The organism is Alitabrizicola rongguiensis (genome assembly GCF_021491355.1).
GTDB lineage: Bacteria > Pseudomonadota > Alphaproteobacteria > Rhodobacterales > Rhodobacteraceae > Aliitabrizicola > Aliitabrizicola rongguiensis.
On the sequence record NZ_JAKENF010000001.1, the window covers coordinates 934,167 to 961,119 of the forward strand.

The window sequence follows — 26,953 nt, forward strand, 5'->3', positions numbered from 1 at the left end:
CCGCAGCGTTTCGCTTGACGCTGGCGTTCCGCCCGGAGAAAGCGCGGATCAGAAAGGTAGTCTTTGATGTATCCCTTTGCCCGCATGCTTCTCGAGGTGCGATCCGTTCGCCACCAACCCCGGTTGAGCCTGACCGGCACCCATGTTTCCTGGCACCGCTGCTGGCCTTGGGATCTGGACATCTTCCGCGAACTGAATAACGGCCGGACGCTGACGCTCTACGACCTCGGCCGCTTTCCACTGGCATTGCGGTCGGGCCTGGTCGGAGTGGCGCGCCGCAATGGCTGGGGCATGACTGTAGCCGGGAACTCGACACGCTACCGCCGCCGCATCAGAGTGTTCGAGCGGATCGAAATGCGCAGCCGCTGCATCGGCTGGGACCATCGGTTTTTCTATATCGAGCAAAGCATGTGGAAGGGGGATGACTGCGCCAACCACATCCTTATCCGCATGGCTGTAACGTCGGACTCCGGCATCGTCGCTCCCGAGCAGGTCGCGCGCGCCATGGATGCAGCGCCGCAAAGTCCGGCCCTTCCCGATTGGGTCCAGGCGTGGATTGCCGCCGACGCTCAGCGCCCCTGGCCACCCGGACCGGAGATCGCCGACTGAGCTGTGGCGGAATCGGGCCGTGCAACCGGCTTGCGGCTTGCACCTTTGGGGCTTTGCCTGTTTCATCGCGCCAGACCTGATCATGCGGCGCGGGCGGGCCACGAAATGACGACACCAAAGCGCCGCATCTGGGGCTGGTTCTTTTTCGACTGGGCCAGCCAGCCCTACAATACCCTTCTTATGACCTTCATCTTTGCCCCCTACATGGCATCGATCATGCAGGATGGGACAGCAGCGCAGACCGTCTGGGGATACGGCATCGGAGCGGCCGGCATCCTAATCGCGCTTGGCTCGCCTCTGCTTGGCACGATTGCAGATCACACCGGCGGGCGAATGCGGTTCATCCTGCTGTTTTCGCTGATGTATGTGATTGGTTCCTGGGGACTTTGGTACGCCAGGCCAGATGACCCAAATATCTGGCTGGTGATGCTCAGCTTCGGAATCGGCCTGTTGGGCATGGAATTCGCCACCACCTTCACCAATTCACTGCTGCCCGATCTTGGCACCCGCGAGGAGATCGGGCGCATCTCGGGCTCCGGCTGGGCCTTTGGATATCTCGGAGGAGTGGTGTCGCTGATCTTGGTGCTGTTCTTCCTTGCCGAGAATCCGGAAGGCAAGACACTGCTAGGGGGTGCGCCGCTTTTCGGCCTCGACGCTGCATCGCGAGAGGGAACGCGCGCGGTCGGGCCCTTCACGGCGATCTGGTATGCGATCTTCATGGTCCCCTTCTTCCTTTGGGTACGCGAGCCGCGGAAGGCCGACGCCATCAGCGTTTCCGCTGCAGCCCGCCGCGCCTTGCCCGACCTGAAGCAAAGCTTGCGGGCGCTGCCTCATCAGCGCAGCCTGTTCCATTTCCTGATTTCGTCGATGCTTTACCGCGACGCGCTCAACGGCATGTTCACCTTCGGCGGCATCTATGCAGCGGGTGTGCTTGGATGGAGCGTCACCTTCGTGGGGATCTTCGGGATCCTCGCGGCGATCACCGGTGCGGTCTTTACCTGGCTTGGCGGTCATGCTGACAGCCGGTTCGGGCCAAAGCCGGTGATCAAGGGCTGTCTGGTGATCCTGTCACTGGTTGCAATCAGCATCGTCTTCGTCTCGCGCGAGGCGGTATTCGGTCTCGCTGTCGGGCCGGAGAGCCACATGCCTGACATCGCCTTCTTCATTCTCGGCGGTCTGATCGGCGCAGCCGGCGGTTCGATCCAGGCCGCCAGCCGCACGATGATGGTCCGCCAGGCTGACCCGGAGCGCATCACCGAAGCTTTCGGCCTTTACGCACTGGCGGGGAAGGCAACCTCGTTCATCGCCCCACTTTCAATCGCAGTCGTCACCGCAGCCACCCAAAGCCAGGCGGCAGGCATCACGCCGCTTGTCGTTCTGTTCCTGATCGGGCTTATTCTTCTGGCTCCCGTCCGTCCACAAGGAGACCATGCAACGCCATGACGATGCGCAGCTGGATGATACGCCTTACCTTCGCGTCGCTGCTCGCTGCTGCGCCTGCCGGCGCTGCTCCGCTGGCGACGCAACTGTTCGGGTCTGTCGATACGCCGTCGAACCAGCAGCCGATGCCGATCGGCGGTTATGACCGGGGGTGCGCCGCAGGCCTTGTGGAATTGCCCGAGACGGGACCCACCTGGCAGGCGATGCGGCTTAGCCGGAATCGCAATTGGGGCATGCCGGTAACGATCGAATACATCGAAGACCTGAGTGCCAAGGTGCAGGCCGCCGGTTGGAGAGGTCTCTATGTTGGCGATATCGGGCAACCGCGCGGAGGCCCGTCCGTCTCGGGGCATCAAAGCCACCAGATCGGTCTGGACGTCGACATCTGGATGCTTAAGCCCGCGCGCCTGGATCTGAGCCGCGCCCAGAGGGAATCGATCAGTTCGGTCTCGGTCCGTAGCGAGGATCAGCGCAGCCTCAACGGCAACTGGACGCCCGCACTGGGCGAGGTGCTGAAACTGGCGGCCTCGGACCCGCGCGTCGACCGCATCTTCGTGACCGCTCCCGTGAAGATCGAGCTGTGCCGGACCGCAAAGCGCAAGGACAAGGAATGGCTGCAGAAGATCCGTCCGTATTGGGGACATGATTCCCATTTCCATGTCCGGCTGAAATGTCCGCCCGGCGCGACCCTGTGCAAGACGCAGACGCCGACCGTCAAGGATCTGTCCAAAGGCGGTGATGGCTGCGACGAAACGCTGACCTGGTGGGTGACGGATGCGCTCAATCCGCCCAAGGCCACGAAGAAGGAAAAACCCGCCGCGCCCAAACGCGGCCCGCGGCAATACACGATGGCAGATCTGCCCAAGCAATGCTCCGGCGTACTCGCCTCGCCTTAGGCGCAGGCCTTCTCCTTGCCCTCGGCCCGGTGACGATTACAACACGTGCCGACCCGCCGGGATTGATCGACGACTTTCGTTGGGCCGGCAGCGATCCCCTCTTTGGCGGTTGGTCCGGTCTTGAGGTCACCGATGGCGGGCGGCACCTTTTTGCCTTGTCGGACCGGGGCGCCTGGGTCGAGGCCGAGATCACGCGGGACGATCAGGGCCGGATAGAGGGGATCAGCACGGGCGCAGTTCATGTGCTGAATGGTATCGGCACCGCTCCACTGCCTGCCGACAGCCGTGACAGCGAAGGGCTGGCTATCGCGACGGATGGCACCGCCTATGTTTCGTTTGAGGGACCGGCGCGCGTGATGCGCTATCCCAGCCTGGACGAACCGGGCACTCTGCTTGCATCCGCTCCGGAATTCGTAACGATGGCGCCGAACGGCTCGCTTGAGTCCCTGGCGGTTTCTGCCGACGGAACGCTCTTCACCCTGCCCGAAGAGACGCTTCGCGACGACGGGCTGACACCGCTCTTCCGGTTCAGGAACGGGGTTTGGGACCAACCCTGGCTGTTGCCTGTTGATGGGTCATTCTACCCGGCCGGCGCGGACATCGGCCCTGATGGCCGGCTCTACGTAGTCGAGCGGCAGTTCCGCGGACTTGGGGGATTCGCCTCGCGCCTGCGCCGCTTCACGTTTGGGGCCGAAGGGATCCTGCCAGGCGAGACGATCTTCGCGTCATCTCCTGGTCGCTTCGGCAATCTTGAAAGCGTCGCCGTCTGGCAAGCACCGGATGGCAGCCTGAGGGCTACGATGGTGTCTGACGACAACTTTCTTGATCCACGCGGCACTGAACTGGTCGAGATCCGGCTTTCCAATTGACTTGGGGCTTTGCGGCGCGGTAAGGCGGCGCGCCCCAAGGATCGGGGCCAAGTCTCCGCTACCTTGTCAAAACGGATCAGACATGGACAAGAAACTTCTGCCGGCCGTAATGGCCATGGCTGCGATCGTCGTGGCCTCGAACATCCTCGTGCAGTTCCTGTTCGGCCAATGGCTGACCTGGGGTGCCTTCACCTATCCCTTCGCCTTCCTTGTGAACGAGCTGACGAACCGGTTCTACGGCGCTCCGGCCGCGCGCAAGGTCGTCGTCGCCGGCTTCATCACGGGGATCATCTGTTCGCTGATCGGATCGCAGATCCAGGGCGAATTCGGCCCGCTGGTCAGCTTCCGCGTCGCGCTCGGCTCCGGCGCGGCCTTCCTTGCGTCGCAACTGATGGACGTGACGATTTTCGACCGGATGCGGCGCGACGCCTGGTGGAAGCCGCCGCTGATTTCCCCGATCGTCAGCTCGGTTCTGGACACCGGCCTGTTCTTCTCCATCGCCTTCGCGGCCCAGCTGAGCTTCCTCGACCCGGCCAACGACGTGGCTTGGGCGAACGAGGCGATCCCGCTTCTGGGTGTGGGGCCGGTGCTGCCGTTATGGATTTCGCTCGCATCTGCCGACTATCTGGTGAAGCTCCTGATCGCTTTTGTGGCGCTCATGCCGTTTCGTCTGTTTATTCGGCGGAAGCTCACAAGGGTTGCGTGAAAACTTTTGACAAACACAAAATCTGTGGCACGATTCGAATATCGGCAACCCATTGAAAGGAGGTGATCCAGTGTCTAGAGGGATATTGGAGATAGGTGTCGGGACAGTCGGAGGGCGTGTTTGCTAGGGGCAGCCCCCGTGTAAACAGACCAGCGATTGGGCTTGAAACCTAACTGGCCCATCTCCTTGAACTCGGAAGGGGTCGCCTCGCGGGGCGACCCTTTCTCTTGTGGAACATCGTCTCGGAAACCTGCGCCATGCTGCGGATCACCGACACACTGACAATCGCCGACTGGGAGCTGACCGAGACCTTTTCGCGGTCGTCGGGGCCCGGCGGTCAGAACGTGAACAAGGTCGAAACCGCCGTCGAACTGCGGTTCGAGGCAGAGCGGTCGCCCCACCTGACGTCTCCGGTCAAGACCCGGTTGAAACGACTGGCGGGTCGGCGGTGGACAACCGACGGCGCCATCGTCATCCGCGCCGAGGAGACCCGCAGTCAGATCCGCAACCGTGAACTTGCCCGCGAGCGGCTGGTCGAGATGATCCGTCAGGCGCTGGTCGCACCCAAGCGCCGCATTGCCACCAAGCCGACGCTTGGCAGCCAGCGCCGGCGGCTGGAGGCAAAGGCCGTCCGGTCCGAAGTCAAGGCCGGCCGTGCCGCGCCGAAAGACGAAGAATAGCCTAGACCACCACTTCAGCCGCGACCTGCTGGCCCACGCCGAAAACGCGCTTGTAGCGCTCGATCTCGTCGGCCGGGCCCATCGCCTTGTTGGGGTTGTCGGACAGCTTGACCGTGGGGCGGCCGTTGGCCGAAACCGCCTTGCAGACGAGGCTGAACGGCGCGAGTTCGTCGCCCGGGACCAGCCCGCGGAAATCGTTCGTCAGCATTGTGCCCCAGCCGAAGCTGACCTTCACGCGACCGGCGAAGCGGCGCTGCAATTCCTCGATCTTTTCGACATCGAGGCCATCGGAAAAGATCACCAGCTTCTGCCGCGGGTCCTCACCGCGTTCCTGCCACCATTTGATGGCGGTCTCTGCCCCGGTCGCAGGATCACCGGAATCGATCCGGATCCCCGTCCAGCTGGCCAGCCAGTCGGGCGCATTGCGCAAGAAACCCTCGGTTCCATAGGTGTCAGGAAGGATGATCCGCAGGTTGCCTTCATGCTCCTCATGCCAGTCCGCGAGCACGCGGTAGGGCGCCTGCGCCAACTCGTCATCGGTTTCGGCCAGTGCAGCATAGACCATCGGCAATTCATGGGCGTTGGTTCCGATCGCCTCGACCTCTCGGCGCATGGCGATCAGGCAGTTCGAGGTGCCGGTGAACTTGCCTTCCAGCCCTTCCATCATCGCCTGCACGCACCAATCCTGCCACAGGAAGGAATGGCGTCGCCGTGTGCCGAAATCGGCGATACGCAGACCCTCGATCTGCCGCAGACGTTCGATCTTTTCCCACAGCTTGGTCATCGCCCGGGCATAGAGGACCTGAAGCTCGAACCGGCCCAGATGCTCCAGCACCGCGCGGCTGCGCAGCTCCATGATGATGGCGATGGCAGGGATTTCCCACAGCATCACTTCCGGCCAGCGCCCCTCGAATGTCAGCTCGTACTGGCCGTCACGTTTTTCCAGATGGTAAGGCGGAAGCTGCAGATGCTCGAACCATTCCATGAAGTCGGGACGGAACATCTGGCGCTTGCCGTAGAAGGTGTTGCCGCGCAGCCAGGTGCTTTCCCCGCGCGACAGCCGCAACGTGCGGACATGATCCAGCTGTTCGCGCAGTTCTCCCTCGTCGATCAGTTCGGCCAGCCGGATCTTCGTCGAGCGGTTTATGAGGGAAAACTCGACATTGGTGTCGGGTCGATTTCGGAAAATCGACTGACACATCAGAAGTTTGTAGAAGTCGGTGTCGATCAGGGACCGGACGATCGGATCGATCTTCCATTTGTGGTTATAGACGCGTGTGGCGATATCGACCATTTCAGGGCTCCAGGATCACACCCGCCGCCAGCATCTTCTGCCGGGCATCCTCCAGCGAGCCGTTCAAGTCAATCGCGCGACAGGCGCCTTCCAGCACGGTTGTCCGAAACCCGTGCCCAACAGCATCGAGCGCGGAATATGCCACGCAGAAATCGGTGGCCAGGCCGACGATGGTGACTGCTGTAACCCCGCGTGACCTAAGGTAGCCGTCAAGCCCCGTCGGGGTAACCCGATCATTCTCGTAGAAGCCCGAATAGCTGTCTATCGCCGGACGGAAGCCCTTGCGAATGATGAGGTCCGCGCGGTCCACCTCCAGATCGGAATGGAACTCGGCGCCTGCTGTGCCCTGCACGCAATGCACCGGCCAGAGCACCTGCGGGCCATAATCCATCTCGACCATGCTGAACGGCGCGGCGGCCGGGTGATTGGCGGCGAAAGATGAATGGTTCGCCGGGTGCCAGTCCTGGGTCAGGACCCGCACGTGAAACTGTTCCAGAAGGGCATTGACCCTAGGAATGATCAGGTCGCCTTCTGCCACGGCCAACGCGCCACCGGGGCAGAAATCGTTCTGGATATCGATGACAATGAGCGCCTCGTTCGCAGCTCTCATGGCGCCCTCCGCGCGATACACCGGTCCTGCCTAAGGGCGGGTAGGCCGAGCGTCAAGCCGGGCAACCAGATCAGGGGCTTGCGAAGCCGAAGGCGCGGGTCCAAACAGCCGGAATGCTGACCGTTGCCGCGCTCTACCAATTTGCCCGCTTCGAAGATCCTGCCGCCCTTCGCGCTCCGCTCTTGGCTCTGTGCGAGGCCGAAGGCATTCGCGGCACGCTGCTTCTTGCGGCTGAGGGCATCAACGGCACGATCGCCGGCCCCCGCGCAGGCATCGACAGGGTTCTGGCACATATCCGCGCGTTGCCCGGCTGCGCCGATATCGAATGGAAGGAGAGCCTTGCCGAGGCCATGCCATTCGGCCGGATGAAGGTGCGCCTGAAGCGCGAGATCGTTACCATGGGGCAGCCGGATGTCGATCCGATCGCAAAGGTAGGGCGTTATGTGCTCCCGGCCGACTGGAACGAACTGATCCGGCAACCCGATGTCGTCGCAATCGACACCCGCAATGCCTATGAGGTGGCAATAGGCACCTTCGATGGAGCGATCGATCCAGGTACCGGCAGCTTCCGCGAGTTTCCCGAATGGTGGGCTGCGAACCGGGCCCAGTTCGAAGGCAAGCGGATCGCCATGTTCTGCACCGGGGGTATCCGTTGTGAGAAATCGACGAACTGGCTTCTGGGGCAGGGCGTCACCGAGGTCTTTCACCTCAAGGGAGGGATTCTGAAATATCTCGAGGAGATTCCGCTGGATCAGAGCCTGTGGCATGGCGAGTGCTTCGTTTTCGATCAGCGGGTCTCGGTCGGGCATGGACTTATTCCGGGGCACCTGACGACCTGCGGGGCCTGTCGACGCCCGGTCAGCGAACAGGACAGGGCCGACCCCTCCTTTGAAGAAGGGGTCTGCTGCCCCGCTTGTGCAGAAGAATACTCGGATCAGGATCGGATCCGCTTCCGCGAACGGCACCGGCAGATGGCGCTGGCAGAAAGGCGGGGGCGCCGCCATCTTGGCCCCGAAGCCGGCTGACTGCCGGCATGAAGACCAACTAAAATAATCGGTCTTTACAAACCATATTCTTTTTGTCAGGTATAGATTGCCCAGCCAGCCATTCGGTGAGCCCGGAGCCATCGCCCTGCCTTTGACCGCTCCCTGACAGGATGGAGACACCGCAGATGAACGCCCGGATCGACCCTTCGCAGCTTCCCCTGCCGCAGGTGCAGCCTGTTGCGAAGGAGTTGCCTTTGCATGACGCCGAACAACTGACCCATGGCGGTTCGCAGGCGCGGATCACCCTGAATGGCCAGACCTATTTTCTGCGGATTACCCGCGCCGGAAAACTGATCCTGACGAAGTAGAACTCCGCCGTTCAGCACCCCGGCAAGAGACAAGCACCAAGATGATCGTCTGCCACTGCCACGCAATTACTGACAGCGACATTCGAGCGGCCGTGCGCTGGATGCGCGCGGCCGATTCTTGCACCGTGATTACCGCAGGCAAGGTCTATCGGGCGCTTGGCAAGCGGGCCGAATGCGGCGGCTGTATGCCGATTTTCCTTGAAACCATGCGCAGCGATGCCAGTTTCGAAATACCCGCGAACTTGCGCGGGCTTCGGACGGCAGCCACGAAAGAAAGGGAGCGCAATGAAGGGCGACGCCAAGGTCATCGAATATCTGAACTCGGCACTCCGGTCTGAACTGACTGCCGTCAGCCAGTACTGGCTTCACTACAGGCTGCAAGACGACTGGGGCTTTGGCCATCTGGCCGACAAGTCCCGCGCCGAAAGCATCGAAGAGATGCATCACGCCGACCGGCTGATCGCGCGCATCATCTTCCTGGAAGGCCATCCGAACCTGCAGCGGCTCGATCCCCTGCGGATCGGTCAGAACATCCGCGAAACGCTTGAAGCCGACCTGGCCGGCGAGCACGACGCCAGGAAGCTCTATATCGAGGCCCGCGACCATTGCGAGAAGGTCGGTGACTATGTGTCGAAAGCCCTGTTCGAAAACCTGATCGCCGACGAAGAAGGCCATATCGACTTCCTCGAAACCCAGCTTGGCCTGTTCGATCGCCTGGGCGAAGAGCGCTATGGCCTGTTGAACGCCAAGCCGGCAAGCCAGGCCGAGTCCTGATCGCCGCGCCAGATGGCCCGGCGGACCAGATCCCTTGTGCTGATCCTGCCGGCCACGATCGTCTTGTCGTGGCCGGCTGAGCTTTCTGCCGAAGGCGAGTCTTCGGACAGCCGCAACGCATTCTCGCAGCCCCTTCCGACGCTGGACTTCGAAGGCTTACAGAGATTTCGCGAGGGTAACCTCCTGTTTCGCAAGCTCTGGGTCTCGGCGCCTTCTGCCTTTCCGGGGTCCGACGGTCTTGGTCCGCTGTTCAACGCCCGGAGTTGCCAGTCCTGCCATGTCCGCGACGGAAGAGGTCGTCTTCCGGAGGGTACGGCTGACAGCAACTCAGGCCTTGTGCTGCATCTGTCGCTCGCGGGGCGGCCTGAGCCGACCTATGGTCGGCAGCTACAGACGATGGCAGTCCCGGGATTGTCGGTCGAAGGGCGTATCAGCGTAACCTACAGCGAATTCGCGATTCCGATCCGTGACGAACCGCCCGTTACGTTGCGGGATCCTCAGTATCGGATTTCATCCGCAGCGTTCGGCCCCATGTTTCCCGGGGCCCTGCTGTCCCCGCGCATCGCGCAGCAATTGATCGGCCTCGGCATGCTGGCCGCAATCCCGGACGAGGCGTTGCTTGCAAATGCCGATCCAGAGGATCGCGACGGAGACGGCATTTCGGGCCGCGCCAATCTTGTTTCCTCAATTGAGGGCGGCCAGATCAAGCTCGGCAGATTTGGGCACAAGGCAGGACTGCCCGACCTGCGCGACCAGACGGCGACGGCGCTAATGCTGGACCTTGGTCTTTCGACTGACCTTTATCCGGCGCCGTGGGGCGATTGCACCAAGGCAGAAGTGGACTGCCGGGGGGCACCCAACGGCGAAACGCCGGGCGATACAGACCCGCGCGAAGTCAGTCGCAAGAACCTCGATGACCTGACCTTCTACACTGCATCCCTTGCCGTTCCGTCGCGCCGCAACCCGGATGCACCTTTGGTGATGCGGGGCGAGACTGTCTTTGGCGACGCAGGCTGCGCGTCCTGTCATGTCAAGGAGTTCCAGGTCCCAACTCCCGGTCAGGGCAAGACCGACACGATCCAACCCTACACGGACCTTCTGCTCCATGACATGGGTCCGGGTCTTGCGGATGGCTTGACCGAAGGGCTGGCAACCGGCACGGAATGGCGCACTGCGCCTCTTTGGGGGATAGGGCTGACAGAAGCGGTCAGCGGTCAGATACATTTGCTGCATGACGGCCGCGCAAGGACATTGCTTGAGGCAATCCTCTGGCATGGCGGCGAGGCAGAGGCATCGCGCAACCGCGTCGCCGCCCTGCCGCCCCCGGACCGCGCAGCGCTCATCGCGTTTCTGGAAAGCCTTTGATCTTCCGGCCCGGCTAGGCCTGCGGGATTGGTCCGTTCTCGGAGAAATGGCGAGGAAAGAAGGCCGACGCGCAAGTATGGACTGTGCGAAGCCCTTCTTCCCTCGGATAGGGGTCGCGCATCGTCATCATGTCCAGCCAGACGCCTTCGATCGTAACCCGCACGACCCTCGCCGTCCGTTCGGCAGACCCGGAGTAGCCGCCTGCCGCGATCAGGCGGGCGCAGATCTGTTCCATGTTCCGGTTGTAGGCTTCGTCGTTGGCACCATACCGTTCCTGATAGAGCGGCCGGCTTTGCGCCTCGCCCCAGAAAGCACACCAGGCCGAAAGGCGCGCCGGCGTGCAGATCGCGGGCTCGAAATCAGCCCGGATCAAGGCGGCAAGCTGAGAGGCTGGGTCAGTTGCCGCAGCAGCCAAGGCTGCCTGCCAGTTTTCCCTGTACTCTTCGGCAAGAAAAGCCAGGGTCTCTTCAAGCAGCTTTTCCTTGGTCTCGAAATGAAAGTTGACGAGACCATGGGACAGCCCGGCGGTCCGGGCAACCTCGCTCAGCGTCGTGCGGGCATAGCCACGCAAGGCAATCGTTTCGATCGTCGCCTCGATCAACTGCATACGCCGCTCTTCGCGGCTTTGCTTGCGTCGAGCAGGCTCCCCCTTCTCACCAGAGGATTCTGTTGATGAATTCGGCTGGGCAACGGCCATACGGGTGTCCCGACAAGTTCTATCGCTCTTATTAGGGCATTCACGGTCTCAGGAAAGGGTCAGGTTGCCGGCAAGGTCAAGATAGATTTTGATTGACAGTTCAGTCAAAATAATTCGATGCTTTGATCAAAACAGGGAAAAAGGCCGGAATCGAACCTGGCCAGCGACGAGGAACAAACATCATGACCCGCCTGCCGACGCGCACTCTCGCGAAGTCGAATGCTCAATTCCAGAAGGCCGTGAAGCGTTTGCCGCTCGGGGTTTCGTCGACCTTCCGTTACTGGGGCGACGACCGGACGATCTATGTCGATCACGGCAAGGGCGGCAGGACCTGGGATATCGATGGCAATGCCTATGTCGATTACCGGCTTGGCTACGGCCCGGCGATTCTGGGCTATGCGGACGACCGCGTGGATGCCGCGGCCCGCAGGGGCATGGAGGTTGGCGGGGTCTTTGCCCTTTCGACCGAACGGGAACTTATCGTCGCCGACCGCATCGCCAAGATGGTGCCGGCGGCAGAGCTTGTCCGCTTCTCGAACTCGGGGACCGAGGCGGTGATGGCTGCCCTGCGGCTTGCCCGTGCCCATACGGGGCGTGAAAGCTACCTTCTAGTCGAGGGGGGCTATCACGGGCTGTTCGATGCCGCGATGTGGATGTCGAACATGGAGGAATGGGACCTGGGCTCGAACAAGGACCCCGAGCTTGTTCCTTACGGCAAGGGCATTCCGCCAACTGTCAAGAAGCTGGCGCATATCACACCGATGAACAATTTCGAGCGGCTTGAGGAAATGTTCCGCAAGCATGGCGACAAGCTTGCGGCGATGCTGATCGAGCCGATCCAGGGCAACTGCTGCTCGATCATGGCGCAGCCGGACTATGTGAAACTCGCGCGCGAACTCTGCACCAAATACGGCGTCATGCTCATCATCGATGAGGTGAAGTCGGGCTTCCGCGTCGGCAAGAGCGGCATCCAGGGTATCATGGGCGTCACGCCCGACATCACGACCTTTGCCAAGGCGGTCGCCAATGGCTACCCGATCTCGGTCGTCGCCGGCCGCGAAGAGGTGATGCGCACGTTCAAGTATGGCGGCGCGTCCCATGGCGGGACCTACACAGCCCATTCGGTGTCGCTGGCAGCTGCAGAAGAGACCCTTCGCATCCTCGACGAAACACCTGCGTTGGAGACACTGGCCAACTATGGCGAGCGGCTGAAGGGCGGCATCTCGAAGATCCTCGACGCTCGTGGAATCGTCCATTCCTACACCGGCCATCCGTCGATGTTCGGCCTGTTCTTCGCGGAAACTCCGCCCGACAACTACCGCGACTGGAAGACTTCGGACTACTCCTTCTACGACCAGATGGCCTACTTCCTGCACGACCTCGGCGTGATCTGCGAGCCCGACTCGCGCGAGCCCTGGTTCATGTGCGAGGCGCATGGCCTGGACGAGACCTGCCTGACCGACACGCTGAAGGCGGTCGAGACGGCAGTAGACCTGACCCTTGAACATTTCGAAGAAGAAGCAAAACGCGCATGAACTACGATGCCGTCATCGTCGGGGCAGGGCATAACGGCCTCGTCGCCGCCTGCTATCTCGCCCGGGCGGGCCAGAAGGTCTGCGTGGTGGAGAAGAACGACTGGATCGGCGGCGCGGCCGTCAGCCGCGAGCTCTATCCGGGCTTCACCTATTCCAACTGCTCTTATGTCGCCTCGCTGTTCCGGCCCGAGATTATGCGCGACCTCGAACTGCCGAAATTTGGCCTGCAAATCCTGCCCTATGAAGGCGGCGCCGTGTTCATGGAGAACGGCGACTACCTTGGCATGCACCGAGATCACGACGCAAACCGCCGCGAGTTCGCCCGACATTCCAAGCGCGACGCCGAGGCCTATGACCGCTACTCGCGGGACGTGCTGCGGCACTGCCGGTTCATCCGGCCGATGCTGCTGCGCACCGCGCCCGATCCGTCGAGTTTCCGTCCGCGCGACCTGTCGGAACTCGCCTGGCTGGGCAAGCAGATGTTCGGCCTGTCGGAAGCGGCGATGTACGACATGATCCGCTTCTGGACGATGTCGATCAGCGATTTCCTGGACGAGTATTTCGAACATCCGACCGTGAAGGCCTATCAGGCTGTCGCCTCGATCATCGGCACCGCCCTTGGCCCGATGTCGCCTGGCACGGCCTATGTCCTGCTGCATCACGCGATGGGCGACGTAGACGGCAATGTCGGCGCCTGGGGCTTTGCCCGGGGCGGGATGGGGTCGATCACCAAGGCGCTGAAGGCCTCGCTCGAAGCGGCGGGCGGCGAGGTGCGCGCGGGCAACGGAATCGAGAAGATCCTCATCAAGAACGGCCGGGCGATCGGTGTCGCGATGGAGAACGGCGATGAGGTCCACGGCAAGCGCGTCGTCTCGAACATGGACGTCAAGCGCACCTTCCTGAAGCATGTCGACGAAGGCGAACTGCCTGGTGACTTCGTCAAGCGCGTCAAGGCATTCAAGATCCGCGGCTCGTCAGGCAAGCTGAACATCGCGCTCGACAAGGCGCCGGTCTTTACCGCGCTTCCGCCGAACTCGCCGCATATGAAGGGCGACATGCATTTCACCGACTCGATCGAGAAGATGGAGCGCGCCTATGACGACTGGAAGGCCGGCCATTACAGCGCCGACCCGTTCCAGGACATGATGATCCCGACGATGATCGACCCGACGATGACCCCGCCGGGCAAGCACTTCATGTCCTGCTTCGTGCAATACGCCCCGCCGAAAGTCGAGGGGCAGGATTGGACCGACGCCGACCGCGACGGCTTCGCCAAGGCCTGCCTCGACCAGATCGAGAAATATGCACCGGGCTTCAAGAACTCTATCCTGCATGTCGAGGTCCGCACGCCGCGCGAGCTGGAAAAGGAAGTCGGCCTGACCGAAGGCAACATCTTCCAAGGCGAACTGACCTTCGACCAGTTGCTGTTCAACCGTCCCGTGCCAGGTTGCGCGCAATATCGCAGCCCGATCAAGGACCTGTGGATCTGCGGATCTTCCACCCATCCCGGCGGCGGCGTCATGGGCGCACCGGGTCGCAACGCGGCTTCGGAAATCCTGCGCGACCTGCGTGCGCCCACCAAAGACATGAGCGAAGCCTATGCCGTCCTTTGATGTCATCGTGATCGGCGGCGGGACCAACGGCCTTGCCGCTGCGCACCGCCTGCAAACGTCGGGCCGCAAGGTTCTGGTGCTGGAACAGGCCGGGCAGGCCGGCGGCGCGGCCGTCGCGCGGGAATTCGCGCCCGGCTTTCGCACGCCGGGCCTTGCCCATATCGCCAACCAGATCGACAGCCGGGTGATGTCGGGCATGGACCTTGGTCGGCACGGGCTTGGCTTCGTAACCTCGGGACTGAGTTCCACGGCGTTGTCCGCGACCGGCGACCACCTCGTGCTGGAAGGCTCGGCGGGCGCCACGATCCGCGGCACGATTTCGGACGCCGACCGCAAGAACTGGCTAGCCCTGCGCAAGCAGCTTCTGTCCTTCGCCGAGGTTCTGGCACCGTTCAAGCAACTCACCGCGCCGCGCATCGCCAAGAGGGCGGGCAACGAATACGGCAAGCTCGCCAGGTTCGGCCTGAACCTGCGGATGCTTGGAAAGGCAGACTTCCGCGAGTTCCTTCGGATGATCCTCATCAATGTCTATGACGTGGTGAACGACGAGCTGACGGACAAGCGTCTGAAGGGCCTGCTGACCTTTGATGCCACCCTTGGCTCGTGGCTCGGGCCCCGATCCCCGAACTCCCTGATCCTGCTTCTGAACCGGCTGGCGGGCGAGGGTGCCGGCCAGCGTGCTGCGCTGGCGTTGCCGAAGGGCGGCATGGGTGCCGTGGCCGACGCGATGGTGAAGTCGGCGACAGCGTCAGGCGTAAATCTGCGGACCGGCGCGACCGTCGACAGCCTGCTCATCGAGGACGACAGGGCAGCCGGCGTAAGGCTGGCAAATGGCGAGGAGGTACGGGCGAAGATCGTCGTCTCGGCCATGAGCCCGAAAACTACCTTCCTGAAACTGGTCGGCCCCCGCCATCTTGACGCGGGTTTCGTCAAGCGCATCGGCGACCAGAAGTCGCGTGGCGCGGCGGCCAAGCTGCACCTTGCCCTGAAAGGGGCGCCGGATTTCCGCGGGGCCGACCTGAAATCGCGCCTTGTGATCGCCCCGTCCGACGATCAGGTCGAGCTGGCATACAACGCCGTGAAATACGGCGAGGTACCAAAGCGACCGGTGATGGAAATCGTGATCCCCTCAGCGCATGAACCCGGCTTTGCCCCGGCCGGGCACCATGTCCTGTCTGCAGTGGTGCAATTCGCGCCGCACAAGCCCAAGGCCGGGGCAGACGCCGCCCGTGCCGAGATGCTGGAGAATGCGCTCGCGATGCTCGAGGAACACGCACCGGGGATCCGGGCGCTCGTCACCCATGCCGAACTCCTGATGCCCTATGACATCGAGGCCCAATACGGCATGGTAGGCGGCAACTGGCACCACGGTGAACTGTCGGTGGAGCAGATGCTGTTCCTGCGCCCAGTCGCTGGCATCGCGCAGTACGCGACGCCGATCGAGGGGCTGTGGCTCGCCGGCGCGGGCTGCCACCCGGGAGGCGGCATTTCCGGCGCAGCCGGCTGGAACGCCGCGGAACGCATCATTCGGGAGGCGCGGGCATGAATGTCATGAGGAACTCGGATCCCCGGCTGCATTACCTGACGCCGCTGAAGCAGACGCCCTTCCATCCACGCACCGCCGCCGAGAATCGTCTGAACGACTGGGGGCCGTGGGCTGGCTACACCACCGCGCTCAGCTTCGGCGACACCGCGATGGAGCACAGCGCGATCCGCAATGGCGCCTCGGTCTACGACCTCTGCCCGATGGTCAAGTATCGAGTGACCGGCAGGGACGCAGCTGCCTATCTTGACCGGCTGACGGTGCGGAATGCCTCGAAGCTGTCCGTTGGCGGCGTGCACTACACCATCTGGTGCGACGATGCCGGCAAGGTAATCGACGATGGCACCTTGTTCAGGCTTGGGCAGACCGACTACCGCATCTGCTGCCAGGAGCGGCACCTGCCCTGGCTCTTGGACAGCGCGATCGGCTTCGAGGTCTATATCCGTGAAGAAACCGAGGATGTCGCGGCGCTGTCATTGCAGGGTCCTTGCGCGTGGTCGGTGCTGAATGCGGCAGGCTTCGACGTGGCGGACCTCAAACCGTTCCGGATGCGGTCTTTCCCCTTCGACGGGGGCGAACTGATGATCTCGCGCACCGGGTTCACCGGCGATCTGGGGTACGAGCTCTGGACAACGCCCGCGCATGCCATCGCGCTTTGGGATCATCTCTTTGCGGCAGGCGCCCCATGGGGCATCCGTCCGATCGGCACGCATGCCCTCGACATTGCGCGGATCGAGGCCGGATTCATCATTACCAACATGGATTTTATCCCGGTTGATCAGGCCGTGCGCGAAGATCGCGCCCGCTCGCCGTTCGAGCTTGGGCTCGAATGGATGGTTGATTTCGACAAGGGCCATTTCACCGGTCGCCGCGCCCTTCTGAAGGAAAAGGTGAACAAGAGTTCGAAATGGGCTCTGGTTGGCCTCGACATCGACGGCAACGTCTCGGTCGAAGGGTCGATCATCTACCACAATGGCAAGACCGAGGTGGGCACGGTGACGGCGGCGTGCTGGTCACCCTCGGCCAAGCGCAACGTCGCGCTGGCGCAGATCCGCCGGCCCTATCACGAGACCGGAAACCTGTTCGTTGAAGTCTATGCCCTGCGCGAGCTTCAATATGCCAAGCTGATGCTGCCCGCCCGCATGTGCGAGCGGCCGTTCTTCGCGCCGCCCCGTCGCCGGGCGACGCCTCCGGGTCCATTCTGAGGTGCCGAGATGACGTTTCACACCCAATCGCCTCTGCTCAACAACTGCCCCGACTCCCTTCCGGCATCCGCCTACTTCGATGCCGACTGGTTTGAACGAGAGCGACGCGCGATCTGGGCGAGGGACTGGGTTTATGTCGGCCGCCTGAACGACCTGAAACCCGCCACGATGCGGAAGGTGTGCGTCGCGGGAGAGAACCTGATCCTTTGCCGTGATCAGAGCGGCAAGGTGACGGCCTTCCACAACACTTGCCGCCATCGTGGCGCCGAGCTTTGCTCGGCCGCCGAGAAGCCGCTTGGCAAGCTCATAACCTGTCCGTACCACGCCTGGGCCTATGCGACCGACGGGCGCCTGGTTTCTGTCGCCCATGCCACACCGACCGCCGACTTCCGGAAGGAAGACCATGGCCTGTATGCGGTGCATGTGAAGGAATGGAACGGCTTCCTGTTCCTGTCGCTTGCAGAAGAGGCCCCGGAGTTGAGGCCGGACGTGGGCCTGAGCGCGCTAGACAACTGGCCGATGGCGGATCTCGTGACAGGCCATCGCCTGGAAAAGAACCTCGCGTGCAACTGGAAGATCTTCTGGGAAAACTACAACGAATGCCTGCATTGCCCATCGGTTCACCCGAGCCTGTGCGACATGGTCCCGATCTACAAACAAGGGATCATGTCTGCCTCGGAAGCACCCGACTGGACGCCCGGGGCGCCAAGCGCGGATCAGGTGCTGAAGCAGGGAGCCAGCAGCTGGACCGTCAGCGGCAAGCCGTGCGGGCCGGAATTTCCGAACCTGACAGCGCAGCAGCGCGCGAATGGCTTCAATTTCGTCACGCTCTATCCGACGATGTTCATCGTCGCACATGTAGACTATGCACGTGCGGTCAGCCTGACACCGGTCAGCCCCGAGGAAACGAAGCTGACGATCGAGTGGTTCTTCCCGAAGGAGACCCTCGCTCAGCCCGGCTTTGAGCTGGCTTCGGTGACGGATTTCGCGACGACCGTCGTGCTGGAAGACGGTGAGGCCTGCGAGATCAACCAGCGCGGGCTGAAATCGTCGCGCCACTCCAAAGGCCGTCTGATGCCGCAGGAGTTCGACATTCACAACTTCCACAAATGGGTCTTGGGCCGACTGGCCGAGGCGGAGGTATAACATGAACATTCGGACCGTTCCGAACGACTGGGACCGTCGTGGCTTGCCCGGCTGGGCTTATAGCTCCCAGGCGCTGTTCGACCTCGAACGTATGCATGTCTTTCTGAACCACTGGCAGCTTGTCGGCCATGTGAACGACGTTCCGTCCCCCGGGGACTGGTTCACGTTCGACCTGCTTGGCGAACGCGCCATCGTGATGCGCGGCAAGGACAACATCGTGCGGTCGTTCCACAACCTGTGTCGCCATCGCGGCGCCAGGGTCGTTGACGGCGGGCAGGGGCACTGTAAGGGCGCCCTGGTCTGCCCGTTCCACGGCTGGGTCTACAACCTGGACGGAACCCTGCGCGGTCCGGCGCGGCCCGAGACCTTTGGCGACATGGATCGGTCGAAGTTCAATCTCAAGCCCATCGAGATGGACATCTGGCACGGTTTCATCTTCCTGCGCTTCCTGCCGGGGCCTCAGCCTTCGGTTGCCGAGTACCTCGCCGACTACGATCAGGACTTCTCTGATTTCCGTGCAGAAGAACTTCTCCCGGTCGCGCAGGCGGGGTGGGAAACGATCCTTCCGGTCAATTGGAAGTCCGTGCGCGATGTCGACAACGAGGGCTATCACGTCGCCATGGCGCATCCTGGACTTCAGGATCTTTATGGCCGGAGCTATCGGGACATCGTCCACGCAAACGGCCTCGCGAGTTCATACGCGACGTTCGGAGACACGCCCGGCCGTCTGTGGTCCGTCAGAAACTACATCAAGATGTCCCCCGTTCAGGAATGGCTGCCAGAGCGCCTGCAAAAGGCCTGGAACTACTATGGCGTATTCCCGAATGCGGTCTTCATCTTCACGCCGGAAAGCGTGCAGTTCTACCATGATCTTCCGATTTCGCCGGGTCAGACGCGCCTCACCGGCCGAATCTATCGGCGGCAAAATGAATCCCGGCAGCAGCGATTGGCGCGCTATCTCGTCTACCGCATCGACCGTGAAACCTCGGCAGAGGATCAGCAGCTTTCGATCTGGTCGGACGAATCGATGAAATCCACCGCCTTCGATGACTTTCACCTGTCCGATCTGGAATTCGGGGTCAGGAATCACCACGAAAATCTTCGCAAGATCCTCCCGGTCCTGAACCATCGGGAACCTATGCCCGAGGAGCGCATTGCTTCCCTTAACAAAGAATTGCTTGGCGCGGGCAACCACGACGCTTAACATCTCGTTAAGAAAACAGGACCGGCGAAGTCGGCCACTTCAACAGGGGAGAAATGCGATGAGAGTAAACAGACGGGGGGCGCTGACCGTCCTTGGCGGGGCGCTTGCACTTCCTTACGTACGCCCGTCCTGGGCGCAGGCTGGAACGGTCAATGTCTACAACTGGGCCGACTACATCGGCGAGACGACCCTGGCCGATTTCGAGGCTGCCACTGGCATCGGCGTGGTATACGATACCTATTCCTCGGCTGAGGAAATGCAGGCCAAGATGCTGGCAGGCGCAACGGGTTACGACGTTGCCGTCACCGCCGGGATGAGCCAGCCGCAAATGATCCAGGCCGGCGTCTATGCCAAGCTCGACAAGTCGAAATTGCCCAACTGGAAGAACCTCGATCCGGAAATCCTGCGGATTGTCGATGGATAGGATCCCGGCTCGGACCATTCGATTCCCTACATGTGGGGCTCGGTCGGATTCACCTACAATGTCGACATGGTGAAAGAACGCATCCCAGATGCCGACTTCCAAAGCATGGATCTTGTGTTCAAGCCCGAGAACGCAGCGAAGCTTGCCGATTGCGGGATCTCGATCCTCGACAGCCCGACCGACATCATGCTGATGGTGCTGAGGTACCTCGGCCTCGACGGAGATACGACGAACGTCGCCGATTACGACAAGGTGGTCGAGGCATTCAAGCCGATCCGGCAGGACATCCGCACCTTTGACAACCAGAACTATCTGAACGCAATTCCCAACGGCGAGTTGTGCGTGATCAACAACTGGTCTGGCGACTATGCTGTCGCTAAGTCGCGCGCCGCCGAAGCCGGCATCGAGATGAACCTTGCCTATTTCGTGCCCAGAACCGGGGCGCCGGCGTGGATCGATGTGATGTCGATCCCGTCTGACGCACCCAATGTCGACAATGCCTATGCCTTCCTCGACTACCTCTTGCAGCCAGAGGTGATCGCGGCCTGCACGAACTACACCGCCTATGCCAACGCGAACCTTGCATCGAAACCCTTCGTCGATCCGGCGATCCTTGCCGACCCCGCCGTCTATCCTGATGAAGAGACGATCAAGCGTCTCTGGGCCCCGAAACCCCTGAACGAAGAGCAGGACCGCGCCATCACGCGGGCCTGGACCGCGATCAAGACCGAATGATCGGGTGAAGTATGCAAATGCCCAGTCCGCAACCTGTCTCCGCGCCAGTGAACACCGCTGGCGCGGACCCCTTCGTTCGTATTGAAGCTGTCACGAAAAGGTTCGGCAGCTTCACCGCCGTCGATGACGTGTCTCTCTCTATCTACAAGGGCGAGATCTTTGGACTTCTTGGTGGATCCGGCTGCGGGAAAACCACGCTGCTCAGGATGCTCGCGGGATTCGAAGATCCAACCTCGGGCCGCATCTGGCTGGACGGACAGGACATGACGGGTGTCCCGCCTTACGAGCGCCCCGTGAACATGATGTTCCAGTCCTACGCGCTCTTCCCGCACATGACCGTCGAAAAGAACGTGGCCTATGGGCTGAAGCACGAAAGGATGACGGATGCGCAGCGCAAGGACCGCGTGCGCGAGATGCTGGACCTTGTTCAGCTGACCCAGTTCGCGCATCGCAAGCCGCACCAGATTTCCGGTGGACAGCGGCAGCGAGTGGCGCTTGCACGCGCGCTGGCGAGGGCACCGAAGCTTCTTCTGCTGGATGAACCGCTCGCGGCGCTCGACAAGAAACTGCGTGAACACACGCAGTTTGAATTGATGAACATTCAGTCGCAAACTGGCGTTACCTTCGTCGTGGTCACCCACGACCAGGAGGAAGCCATGACCCTGTCCGACCGGATCGCGGTCATGGACAAGGGACAGGTGCGCCAGATCGGTACCCCGAACGATGTCTACGAGTACCCCAACAGCCGCTTCGTTGCCGGCTTCATCGGGTCAATCACGACCTTTGAAGCGACCGTGCGCAAGATCGAAGGGCAGAACGCGATACTGGATGTGCCGGCCATGGGCGGGGTCAAGATCGGGCGTAGCGTTCCCGGCCTGACCGAAGGCGAGAAAGTGACGCTTGCCCTTCGGCCCGAGAAAATCAGGCTCGGCCGCGAGCGACCCGATGACCCGAATTCCTTCAGCGGCGTGGTCTCGGGCCTCGGCTACCTCGGCAAGGATTCGCTCTATCGCATCGCGCTCCCGGATGGGCAGATCGTGACCGTCAACTCTGTCAACGCCCGCCGTGTGGGCGAGGACGAGCGTGTGGCCGACTGGGAAGACCAGGTCTGGCTGAGCTTCGATCCGACTTCTGCAATCCTGCTGCGGAACTAGGCCATGGCTGCGATAGAACAGTCCGACGTGCCACCGCACCGCAAGGGTCTGGTCAGCTGGTTCAACCGACGGGGCTGGTCCGACATCATCATCGCCACGCCCTATATCTGGCTGCTGGTCTTCTTTTTCCTGTCCTTCATCATCGTCGTAGCGATGAGCTTTGCGACAAGGACGCCGACCGCACCTCCGTTTTCCTTCGGGGGTGAGCATCCGCTGATCAACCTGGATGGCTACAAACGGCTGTTCCAGGACAGTCTCTATATTCGTGCTTTCCTGACTTCCGTGGTCAATGCGCTGATTGCCACGGCGCTTTGCCTTCTGATCGGCTATCCGATGGCTCTTGGTCTGACGCGTGTGTCGCGGGCATGGCGGAACATCCTGCTCATGCTGGTCATCCTGCCGTTCTGGACCTCATTCCTGCTGCGCGTCTATGCATGGATGGGTCTGATGAGCAACAACAGCTGGTTCAACCGCGGCCTGACCTCGATCTGGAACTGGGTCGTCCCCACGGACTGGGCGCTGCGGTCAATCCCGATGATGAACACGAACTTCGCGGTCGTTCTGGTCATGGTCTATTCCTACCTGCCCTTCATGATCTTGCCGCTCTTTGCAAATCTGGAAAAGCTGGACCAGACGCTGGATGAAGCGGCAATGGACCTGGGTTCGCGTCCGTTTCAGGTCTTTCGTGACGTGACGCTGCCTTTGTCGATCCCTGGCATCATCGCCGGCGGCTTGCTCGTTTTCATCCCTGCAGCGGGCGAACTGATCATCCCTTCGCTGGTCGGCAATTCCTCGCAACCGATGATCGGCCGCGTGATCTCGGATGAATTCGCCAGTGCGCGCGACTGGCCCATGGCATCCTCTGTCGCGGTCGCCCTGCTGCTGCTGCTGGTCTTGCCGATGATGCTTTACACGCATTTCGACGCCAAGGCCCAGGAACGGATGAAGGACGAGCCATGAACCGCCGCCCCATCTTCCTTATCACCGTGCTGTGTTTCGGGTTCGCGTTCTTCTACATCCCGATCCTGTCGATGATTGTCTACTCCTTCAACGCCTCGCGCCTGGCGACGGTCTGGGGCGGCTTCTCGACGAAGTGGTATGCCACGCTGTTCAGCAACAAGCAGGTAATCAGTGCAGCGATCCTGTCGCTGCAGATCGCGCTCCTTTCCGCCACCTGCGCCACGATCCTAGGCACGATGGCTGGCATCGCCCTGGCGCGGTTCAAGAAGTTCCGTGGACGCGTGCTGTTCTCGGGGCTGATCACCGCGCCGCTTATCATGCCCGAGGTCATCACCGGCATCTCGTCGCTGATGCTGTTCATCCTGATGGCCCAGTGGATCGGCTGGCCGGCGAGCCGCGGCTTTACCACGGTTACCATCGCCCATATCACCTTCTCGATGACCTTCGTTGCGACGATCGTCAGTTCGCGCCTGATCGCTGCCGATCAGGCGATCGAAGAGGCGGCGATGGACCTTGGCTCAAAGCCCTGGCAGGTGATGAAGGACATTACCCTGCCGATCATCAGCCCCGCGATCCTGTCGGGTTGGCTTCTGGCCTTCACCATCTCGCTGGACGATGTGGTCATCACCAACTTCACTACCGGGCCCGGCAACACCACGCTGCCACTCCTGATCTGGTCGAAGGTCAAGCTTGGCGTAACGCCTGACATCAATGCACTTGCCACAATCATCGTCTGCATCGTCGGCTTGGGGGTCATTATCGCCGGGATAGTCATGAACCGCGCCGAGAAGCGCCGTGATGCAGATATCCGCCTGGCTTATCGCGCAAACGAGTAAGGCATGGACGACGCTGTTCTCGCACAACTGATGCTGCCTCCTGGACTGCCCGGCTCTGGCCGTCTGCGATACGCCGCAGCGATGCAACTGAACCGGGCGGGCCGACTTTCACCAGAGGCGCTCGAGGTCTTCCGGATCTGCTCGCCTCGCGATGGTGAAGACCCAATGATCCTGCTTGGTCAGCGGGGGCTTGCAAGGGAATTGCCCGCTCCCTCCGCATCATCGCCGGAACAGTCGCTTCATGCCCTTCTGGATGAGGTGGATGTCTATCTGTCTGGTCTTGCAGGCCCGGGGACTGGTGAGTTGCGCGCGGGGCTTGCAATGGCGCGTGGCAAGCCGATCAGCCTTCCAAAACCGCAGAAGTCGGCGGTGGTGGACGCTCATCTGCAGCAAGCGCTCGTCCAATTGCGCGCAACGCACCCGTCGCTGGCGCTGGCCATCGCGGCGGCGGCCCCGCTGCTGAAATGGGTCACTTATGACGCCTACCCGGCGGAGTTGATCGGCGAAAGTTTCCGAACGGGGCACGCCTTTGCGAGCCTCGTTGGAGAAGAGGCGCCCTTCCGGGCCGAGGATTTCGACATCGGTCTGTTCCTGATCGCGCCGCACGTGCTCTACCGCGACCACAATCATGCTGCACCAGAGCTTTACGCACCTCTCACAGGCCCCCACGGTTGGCGCTTCGGACCTGATGCATCGCTTGTCATCAAACCCGCGCATGAGCCGGTTTGGAACGACCCGTTCGCGCCACATCTGACCAAGGTTGGCCCTGTCCCCTTCCTGTGCCTCTTCGGGTGGACCCGCGACGTGATGCAACCCGCTACTGTCCTGCCGGCCACTGACTGGCCGCAGCTTGAATCCCTGCGCATCACACCCACCGGAACCTTCGAATGACCTCCGACCTTCTCATCGTAAATGCCCGCATCCGGACGATGGATGCGGCGCGACCCACTGCCGATGCCTTGCTCATCCGGGCAGAGCGCATCGTTGCCCTCGGTACGGAAGCCGAGGTGACGACACTGGCCGCTCCAGATGCGCGCAGAATCGATGCCGGAGGCCGGCTGGTCCTGCCGGGCTTCCAGGACCCGCATATCCATCTTCTGTCCGGGGGCACCGACCTTGCGACAGCCGCGCCTCTGTATGAGGTCTCGACAATTGCGGAACTCCAGGCAGCCATGGCCGCCCATGCGCAGAAGGTCCCACACCTCGAGCTGGTCGTAGGCTCCGGGTGGCAGCCGGGCCATTTCGGCGACGACAATCTGACGCGCCACGTCATCGATGCGGTCATCGCTGATCGCCCCGCGGTGCTTTACGACAGCTCCTTCCACAATGCCTGCCTCAACTCTCGGGCTTTGCTGATGGCAGGGATCACGAAGGGCATCGCTGACCCGATGAACGGGCATTTCGTTCTGGACGAAGCTGGCGAGCCGACCGGCATGCTCCATGAAGACGCAATCCAATGGGCGCTGGAGCGGCTTCCCCAGCTGACCGACGCGGACTATCTTGATGGTCTTCGCGCAGGCCAGGCGCATGCGAACCGCCATGGTATCACCGGCGTGATCGATCCCCGCGTGACCGAGCTTGAAACCCGCATCTATGGCATGGCGGTCGAACGGGGCGAACTGACCCTTCGGGTCTGCGGTGCCGCACTGGTCAAGGAGCAAGATACGCCGGAAGAGGCTGTCGCGCGGCTTTCGGCCATGCGCGCCGCCCATCCCGGACCGGATTTCTGGGTCCAGTCCGCCAAATTCTTCATGGACGGCGTGTTCGAAAACCGCACGGCCGCTCTGCTGGCACCCTATGCCGACCCTCCGGGCGGCAACTGCCCGACCATGTTCACGGCCGAACAGACCAAGGCGCTGATGGTTGCCCTCGATGCCGCGCGGTTCCAGATTCACGTCCATGTCATCGGCGATGCAGCCGCACGTACGTCAATCGAGGGGCTTGAGGCTGCGGTCGCCGCGAACGGACGTTGGCCGGCCTGCCATCAGCTGACTCACCTCCAGCTTGTCGATCCTGGCGACTTTGCCCGAATCGCAAAGGTCGGGGCGATGGCAAACATCCAGACACTCTGGGCGCAACTGAGCCCGACGATCCCGGACATCGCGCTGGACATGATCGGCCCCGCACGCCGCAGTGAGGTCTATGCCTTTCGGCGGATGCTGAACGAAGGCACCGGCTGGTGCCTGTCCTCGGACTGGCCTGTTTCAACGCTCAATCCCTTCGAGATCATCGAAACCGCTGTGACCCGGCAGGCCCGCCGAGACGAAGGGCCGAAAGAGCCGTTTCTTCCTTGGGAGCGGCTGACAGTCGAAGAGGCGGTCCTTGGCTATACCGCCCATGCGGCCACGGCCTGCTGGCGCGGCGACTTCACCGGGCGACTGCTGCCCGGTTTCTCTGCGGATCTCATCGTTCTGGATCAGGACATCTTCGCTTGCGCGCCAGACGAGATTTCGGCGACGAATGTGCTGCTCACGCTCTTCAAGGGGCGTGAAGTCTGGCGGGCGGAGGTGTTCGATGGCTGAGCAGGACGAGGAGCTGTACGGCGACAAGCTGGTCCGTATCCTTGCAGCGATCTGGGGTGAAGGCTTCCTCTCGCCGGGTGGCCGCGACGAGGTCGCCCGGCTGGTGGCAGGCTGCGACCTGATCGGCAAATCCGTGCTGGACATCGGTTGTGGTGCGGGAGGAATCGATATCGCGTTGGTCGAGTCCCATGGCGCTGGCTACGTCACCGGGATCGACGTCGAGGATGGCGTGATCGGTCATGCCCGCCGTCTGGTCGAGCGGCGTGGGCTGACCGACCGGATCGGACTGACGAAAGTCGCCCCGGGGCCCCTGCCCTTTCCTCCCGGCACATTCGACATCGTGTTCTCAAAGGATTCGATCGTCCACATTCCCGACAAGCACGCCCTGATGCGCGAGGTGTTCCGCGTTCTGAGGCCGGGTGGATGGTTCATCGCCTCTGACTGGCTCATCGGCCACGACGGGACGCCCAGCCCGGCAATGGCGGCTTACATTGCCGCCGAGGGCCTCGACTTCGGCATGGCGTCGCCTGCACGCTATGCGGATGCGATGCACAAGGCAGGTTTCGAGCAGGTCTCGACCATAAGCCGGAACACCTGGTATCGCGACGTCGCGAAGGCCGAGTTGGAGCGGCTCAGGGGCCCCCTCGGCGCGGAAGTCACCCGTGAACTCGGGGCAGACTTCGTGGCCCACAATGTTGAAATCTGGGAGCGAATGGTTCCGGTCCTCGAAGCTGGCGAGCACTGCCCGACCCACCTCAAGGCGCGCAAGCCAGCCTGACAGG

The 26,953-nt window shown here is 62.1% G+C and carries 28 protein-coding genes; 25 read left to right on the forward strand and 3 right to left on the reverse strand.

Going from position 1 to position 26,953, the window contains the following annotated elements:
- Window positions 1-66: 66 nt before the first annotated feature.
- From L0V05_RS04660 to arfB, 6 genes are all read left to right on the forward strand, one after another.
- On the forward strand, window positions 67-609 hold the full coding sequence (locus L0V05_RS04660; protein ID WP_234868917.1) for an acyl-CoA thioesterase: 543 nt from the start codon (window positions 67-69) through the stop codon (window positions 607-609).
- A 57-nt stretch (window positions 610-666) separates the two neighbouring features.
- Window positions 667-2,052 (forward strand): MFS transporter, encoded by a 1,386-nt coding sequence (locus tag L0V05_RS04665; RefSeq protein ID WP_406565956.1) that lies wholly within the window; start codon window positions 667-669, stop codon window positions 2,050-2,052.
- Window positions 2,053-2,066: 14 nt separating this feature from the next.
- Window positions 2,067-2,945, forward strand: a complete 879-nt coding sequence (gene mepA / locus L0V05_RS04670; protein ID WP_234869200.1) for a penicillin-insensitive murein endopeptidase — start codon at window positions 2,067-2,069, stop codon at window positions 2,943-2,945.
- A 29-nt stretch (window positions 2,946-2,974) separates the two neighbouring features.
- Window positions 2,975-3,814: an esterase-like activity of phytase family protein gene (locus L0V05_RS04675; protein ID WP_234868919.1), complete on the forward strand. Its 840-nt coding sequence runs from the start codon at window positions 2,975-2,977 to the stop codon at window positions 3,812-3,814.
- 82 nt (window positions 3,815-3,896) lie between these two features.
- Entirely contained in the window at window positions 3,897-4,520 is a 624-nt protein-coding gene (locus L0V05_RS04680; protein WP_234868920.1) for a queuosine precursor transporter, read from the forward strand.
- Window positions 4,521-4,777: 257 nt separating this feature from the next.
- Window positions 4,778-5,200, forward strand: a complete 423-nt coding sequence (gene arfB, locus L0V05_RS04685; protein ID WP_234868921.1) for an alternative ribosome rescue aminoacyl-tRNA hydrolase ArfB — start codon at window positions 4,778-4,780, stop codon at window positions 5,198-5,200.
- 1 nt (window position 5,201) lies between these two features.
- Here the strand turns inward: arfB and pncB are convergent, their stop codons facing one another.
- Together pncB and pncA are read right to left on the reverse strand one after the other, a co-directional pair.
- Window positions 5,202-6,494 carry a nicotinate phosphoribosyltransferase gene (gene pncB, locus L0V05_RS04690; RefSeq protein ID WP_234868922.1) on the reverse strand — a complete coding sequence of 431 codons (1,293 nt, stop codon included), beginning with the start codon at window positions 6,492-6,494 and terminating at the stop codon, window positions 5,202-5,204.
- Window position 6,495: 1 nt separating this feature from the next.
- Window positions 6,496-7,104: a bifunctional nicotinamidase/pyrazinamidase gene (pncA, locus tag L0V05_RS04695; RefSeq protein WP_234868923.1), complete on the reverse strand. Its 609-nt coding sequence runs from the start codon at window positions 7,102-7,104 to the stop codon at window positions 6,496-6,498.
- 113 nt (window positions 7,105-7,217) lie between these two features.
- Here pncA and trhO point away from each other — a divergent pair, with 113 nt between their 5' ends.
- The 5 genes from trhO (at window position 7,218) to L0V05_RS04720 (ending at window position 10,597) form a co-directional block, all read left to right on the forward strand.
- Window positions 7,218-8,129, forward strand: a complete 912-nt coding sequence (gene trhO, locus L0V05_RS04700; protein ID WP_234868924.1) for an oxygen-dependent tRNA uridine(34) hydroxylase TrhO — start codon at window positions 7,218-7,220, stop codon at window positions 8,127-8,129.
- 146 nt (window positions 8,130-8,275) lie between these two features.
- Complete coding sequence (locus L0V05_RS04705; protein WP_234868925.1) at window positions 8,276-8,458, forward strand: hemin uptake protein HemP; 183 nt, start codon at window positions 8,276-8,278, stop codon at window positions 8,456-8,458.
- Between the two features lie 41 nt (window positions 8,459-8,499).
- Window positions 8,500-8,796 carry a (2Fe-2S)-binding protein gene (locus L0V05_RS04710; RefSeq protein ID WP_234868926.1) on the forward strand — a complete coding sequence of 99 codons (297 nt, stop codon included), beginning with the start codon at window positions 8,500-8,502 and terminating at the stop codon, window positions 8,794-8,796.
- Window positions 8,744-9,232: a bacterioferritin gene (gene bfr, locus L0V05_RS04715; RefSeq protein WP_234868927.1), complete on the forward strand. Its 489-nt coding sequence runs from the start codon at window positions 8,744-8,746 to the stop codon at window positions 9,230-9,232. The genes L0V05_RS04710 and bfr overlap by 53 nt, the downstream gene beginning before the upstream one ends.
- Before the next feature lie 12 nt (window positions 9,233-9,244).
- A complete protein-coding gene (locus tag L0V05_RS04720; protein ID WP_234868928.1) occupies window positions 9,245-10,597 on the forward strand; it encodes a di-heme oxidoreductase family protein in 1,353 nt (450 codons plus the stop codon).
- Between the two features lie 13 nt (window positions 10,598-10,610).
- Here L0V05_RS04720 and L0V05_RS04725 read toward each other — a convergent pair whose 3' ends face one another.
- Window positions 10,611-11,204 (reverse strand): TetR/AcrR family transcriptional regulator, encoded by a 594-nt coding sequence (locus L0V05_RS04725; protein ID WP_234868929.1) that lies wholly within the window; start codon window positions 11,202-11,204, stop codon window positions 10,611-10,613.
- Between the two features lie 272 nt (window positions 11,205-11,476).
- Between L0V05_RS04725 and L0V05_RS04730 the strand changes: the two genes are divergently transcribed.
- From L0V05_RS04730 to L0V05_RS04795, 14 genes are read left to right on the forward strand one after another with little or no spacing between them, the layout of a single operon-like run.
- Window positions 11,477-12,829: an aspartate aminotransferase family protein gene (locus L0V05_RS04730; RefSeq protein WP_234868930.1), complete on the forward strand. Its 1,353-nt coding sequence runs from the start codon at window positions 11,477-11,479 to the stop codon at window positions 12,827-12,829.
- A complete protein-coding gene (locus tag L0V05_RS04735; protein WP_234868931.1) occupies window positions 12,826-14,442 on the forward strand; it encodes a phytoene desaturase family protein in 1,617 nt (538 codons plus the stop codon). Before L0V05_RS04730 ends, L0V05_RS04735 begins: the two co-directional genes overlap by 4 nt.
- Entirely contained in the window at window positions 14,429-15,988 is a 1,560-nt protein-coding gene (locus L0V05_RS04740; RefSeq protein WP_234868932.1) for a phytoene desaturase family protein, read from the forward strand. The genes L0V05_RS04735 and L0V05_RS04740 overlap by 14 nt, the downstream gene beginning before the upstream one ends.
- Window positions 15,985-17,190, forward strand: a complete 1,206-nt coding sequence (locus L0V05_RS04745; RefSeq protein WP_234868933.1) for an aminomethyl transferase family protein — start codon at window positions 15,985-15,987, stop codon at window positions 17,188-17,190. Before L0V05_RS04740 ends, L0V05_RS04745 begins: the two co-directional genes overlap by 4 nt.
- A 9-nt stretch (window positions 17,191-17,199) precedes the next feature.
- Window positions 17,200-18,336, forward strand: a complete 1,137-nt coding sequence (locus L0V05_RS04750) for an aromatic ring-hydroxylating oxygenase subunit alpha (RefSeq protein WP_234868934.1) — start codon at window positions 17,200-17,202, stop codon at window positions 18,334-18,336.
- Between the two features lies 1 nt (window position 18,337).
- On the forward strand, window positions 18,338-19,540 hold the full coding sequence (locus L0V05_RS04755; RefSeq protein WP_234868935.1) for an aromatic ring-hydroxylating oxygenase subunit alpha: 1,203 nt from the start codon (window positions 18,338-18,340) through the stop codon (window positions 19,538-19,540).
- Window positions 19,541-19,598: 58 nt separating this feature from the next.
- Window positions 19,599-19,964 carry an ABC transporter substrate-binding protein gene (locus L0V05_RS04760; protein WP_234868936.1) on the forward strand — a complete coding sequence of 122 codons (366 nt, stop codon included), beginning with the start codon at window positions 19,599-19,601 and terminating at the stop codon, window positions 19,962-19,964.
- A gap of 21 nt (window positions 19,965-19,985) precedes the next feature.
- Complete coding sequence (locus L0V05_RS04765) at window positions 19,986-20,699, forward strand: extracellular solute-binding protein (RefSeq protein ID WP_319937744.1); 714 nt, start codon at window positions 19,986-19,988, stop codon at window positions 20,697-20,699.
- Between the two features lie 11 nt (window positions 20,700-20,710).
- On the forward strand, window positions 20,711-21,853 hold the full coding sequence (locus L0V05_RS04770; protein WP_406565951.1) for an ABC transporter ATP-binding protein: 1,143 nt from the start codon (window positions 20,711-20,713) through the stop codon (window positions 21,851-21,853).
- A gap of 3 nt (window positions 21,854-21,856) precedes the next feature.
- The gene (locus L0V05_RS04775) at window positions 21,857-22,813 is read left to right on the forward strand and encodes an ABC transporter permease (RefSeq protein ID WP_234868939.1); all 957 of its coding nucleotides are present in this window, start codon (window positions 21,857-21,859) and stop codon (window positions 22,811-22,813) included.
- On the forward strand, window positions 22,810-23,649 hold the full coding sequence (locus tag L0V05_RS04780) for an ABC transporter permease subunit (RefSeq protein WP_234868940.1): 840 nt from the start codon (window positions 22,810-22,812) through the stop codon (window positions 23,647-23,649). Before L0V05_RS04775 ends, L0V05_RS04780 begins: the two co-directional genes overlap by 4 nt.
- A gap of 3 nt (window positions 23,650-23,652) precedes the next feature.
- A complete protein-coding gene (locus L0V05_RS04785) occupies window positions 23,653-24,540 on the forward strand; it encodes a dimethylsulfonioproprionate lyase family protein (RefSeq protein WP_234868941.1) in 888 nt (295 codons plus the stop codon).
- Window positions 24,537-26,171, forward strand: a complete 1,635-nt coding sequence (locus tag L0V05_RS04790; protein WP_319937734.1) for an amidohydrolase — start codon at window positions 24,537-24,539, stop codon at window positions 26,169-26,171. The genes L0V05_RS04785 and L0V05_RS04790 overlap by 4 nt, the downstream gene beginning before the upstream one ends.
- A complete protein-coding gene (locus L0V05_RS04795; RefSeq protein WP_234868942.1) occupies window positions 26,164-26,949 on the forward strand; it encodes a methyltransferase domain-containing protein in 786 nt (261 codons plus the stop codon). Before L0V05_RS04790 ends, L0V05_RS04795 begins: the two co-directional genes overlap by 8 nt.
- Window positions 26,950-26,953 lie beyond the last annotated feature (4 nt).

Coding starts and splice junctions, on each gene's coding strand:
- L0V05_RS04750 (WP_234868934.1), top strand. CDS start 17,200: ATGACGTTTCACACCCAATCGCCTCTGCTCAACAACTGCCCCGACTCC.
- L0V05_RS04740 (WP_234868932.1), top strand. CDS start 14,429: ATGCCGTCCTTTGATGTCATCGTGATCGGCGGCGGGACCAACGGCCTT.
- L0V05_RS04745 (WP_234868933.1), top strand. CDS start 15,985: ATGAATGTCATGAGGAACTCGGATCCCCGGCTGCATTACCTGACGCCG.
- pncB (WP_234868922.1), bottom strand. CDS start 6,494: ATGGTCGATATCGCCACACGCGTCTATAACCACAAATGGAAGATCGAT.
- L0V05_RS04760 (WP_234868936.1), top strand. CDS start 19,599: ATGAGAGTAAACAGACGGGGGGCGCTGACCGTCCTTGGCGGGGCGCTT.
- L0V05_RS04705 (WP_234868925.1), top strand. CDS start 8,276: ATGAACGCCCGGATCGACCCTTCGCAGCTTCCCCTGCCGCAGGTGCAG.
- L0V05_RS04755 (WP_234868935.1), top strand. CDS start 18,338: ATGAACATTCGGACCGTTCCGAACGACTGGGACCGTCGTGGCTTGCCC.
- arfB (WP_234868921.1), top strand. CDS start 4,778: ATGCTGCGGATCACCGACACACTGACAATCGCCGACTGGGAGCTGACC.
- L0V05_RS04720 (WP_234868928.1), top strand. CDS start 9,245: ATGGCCCGGCGGACCAGATCCCTTGTGCTGATCCTGCCGGCCACGATC.
- L0V05_RS04730 (WP_234868930.1), top strand. CDS start 11,477: ATGACCCGCCTGCCGACGCGCACTCTCGCGAAGTCGAATGCTCAATTC.
- L0V05_RS04795 (WP_234868942.1), top strand. CDS start 26,164: ATGGCTGAGCAGGACGAGGAGCTGTACGGCGACAAGCTGGTCCGTATC.
- pncA (WP_234868923.1), bottom strand. CDS start 7,104: ATGAGAGCTGCGAACGAGGCGCTCATTGTCATCGATATCCAGAACGAT.
- L0V05_RS04775 (WP_234868939.1), top strand. CDS start 21,857: ATGGCTGCGATAGAACAGTCCGACGTGCCACCGCACCGCAAGGGTCTG.
- L0V05_RS04710 (WP_234868926.1), top strand. CDS start 8,500: ATGATCGTCTGCCACTGCCACGCAATTACTGACAGCGACATTCGAGCG.
- L0V05_RS04725 (WP_234868929.1), bottom strand. CDS start 11,204: ATGCAGTTGATCGAGGCGACGATCGAAACGATTGCCTTGCGTGGCTAT.
- L0V05_RS04680 (WP_234868920.1), top strand. CDS start 3,897: ATGGACAAGAAACTTCTGCCGGCCGTAATGGCCATGGCTGCGATCGTC.
- L0V05_RS04735 (WP_234868931.1), top strand. CDS start 12,826: ATGAACTACGATGCCGTCATCGTCGGGGCAGGGCATAACGGCCTCGTC.
- L0V05_RS04785 (WP_234868941.1), top strand. CDS start 23,653: ATGGACGACGCTGTTCTCGCACAACTGATGCTGCCTCCTGGACTGCCC.
- bfr (WP_234868927.1), top strand. CDS start 8,744: ATGAAGGGCGACGCCAAGGTCATCGAATATCTGAACTCGGCACTCCGG.
- trhO (WP_234868924.1), top strand. CDS start 7,218: ATGCTGACCGTTGCCGCGCTCTACCAATTTGCCCGCTTCGAAGATCCT.
- L0V05_RS04790 (WP_319937734.1), top strand. CDS start 24,537: ATGACCTCCGACCTTCTCATCGTAAATGCCCGCATCCGGACGATGGAT.
- L0V05_RS04780 (WP_234868940.1), top strand. CDS start 22,810: ATGAACCGCCGCCCCATCTTCCTTATCACCGTGCTGTGTTTCGGGTTC.
- mepA (WP_234869200.1), top strand. CDS start 2,067: ATGATACGCCTTACCTTCGCGTCGCTGCTCGCTGCTGCGCCTGCCGGC.
- L0V05_RS04770 (WP_406565951.1), top strand. CDS start 20,711: ATGCAAATGCCCAGTCCGCAACCTGTCTCCGCGCCAGTGAACACCGCT.
- L0V05_RS04660 (WP_234868917.1), top strand. CDS start 67: ATGTATCCCTTTGCCCGCATGCTTCTCGAGGTGCGATCCGTTCGCCAC.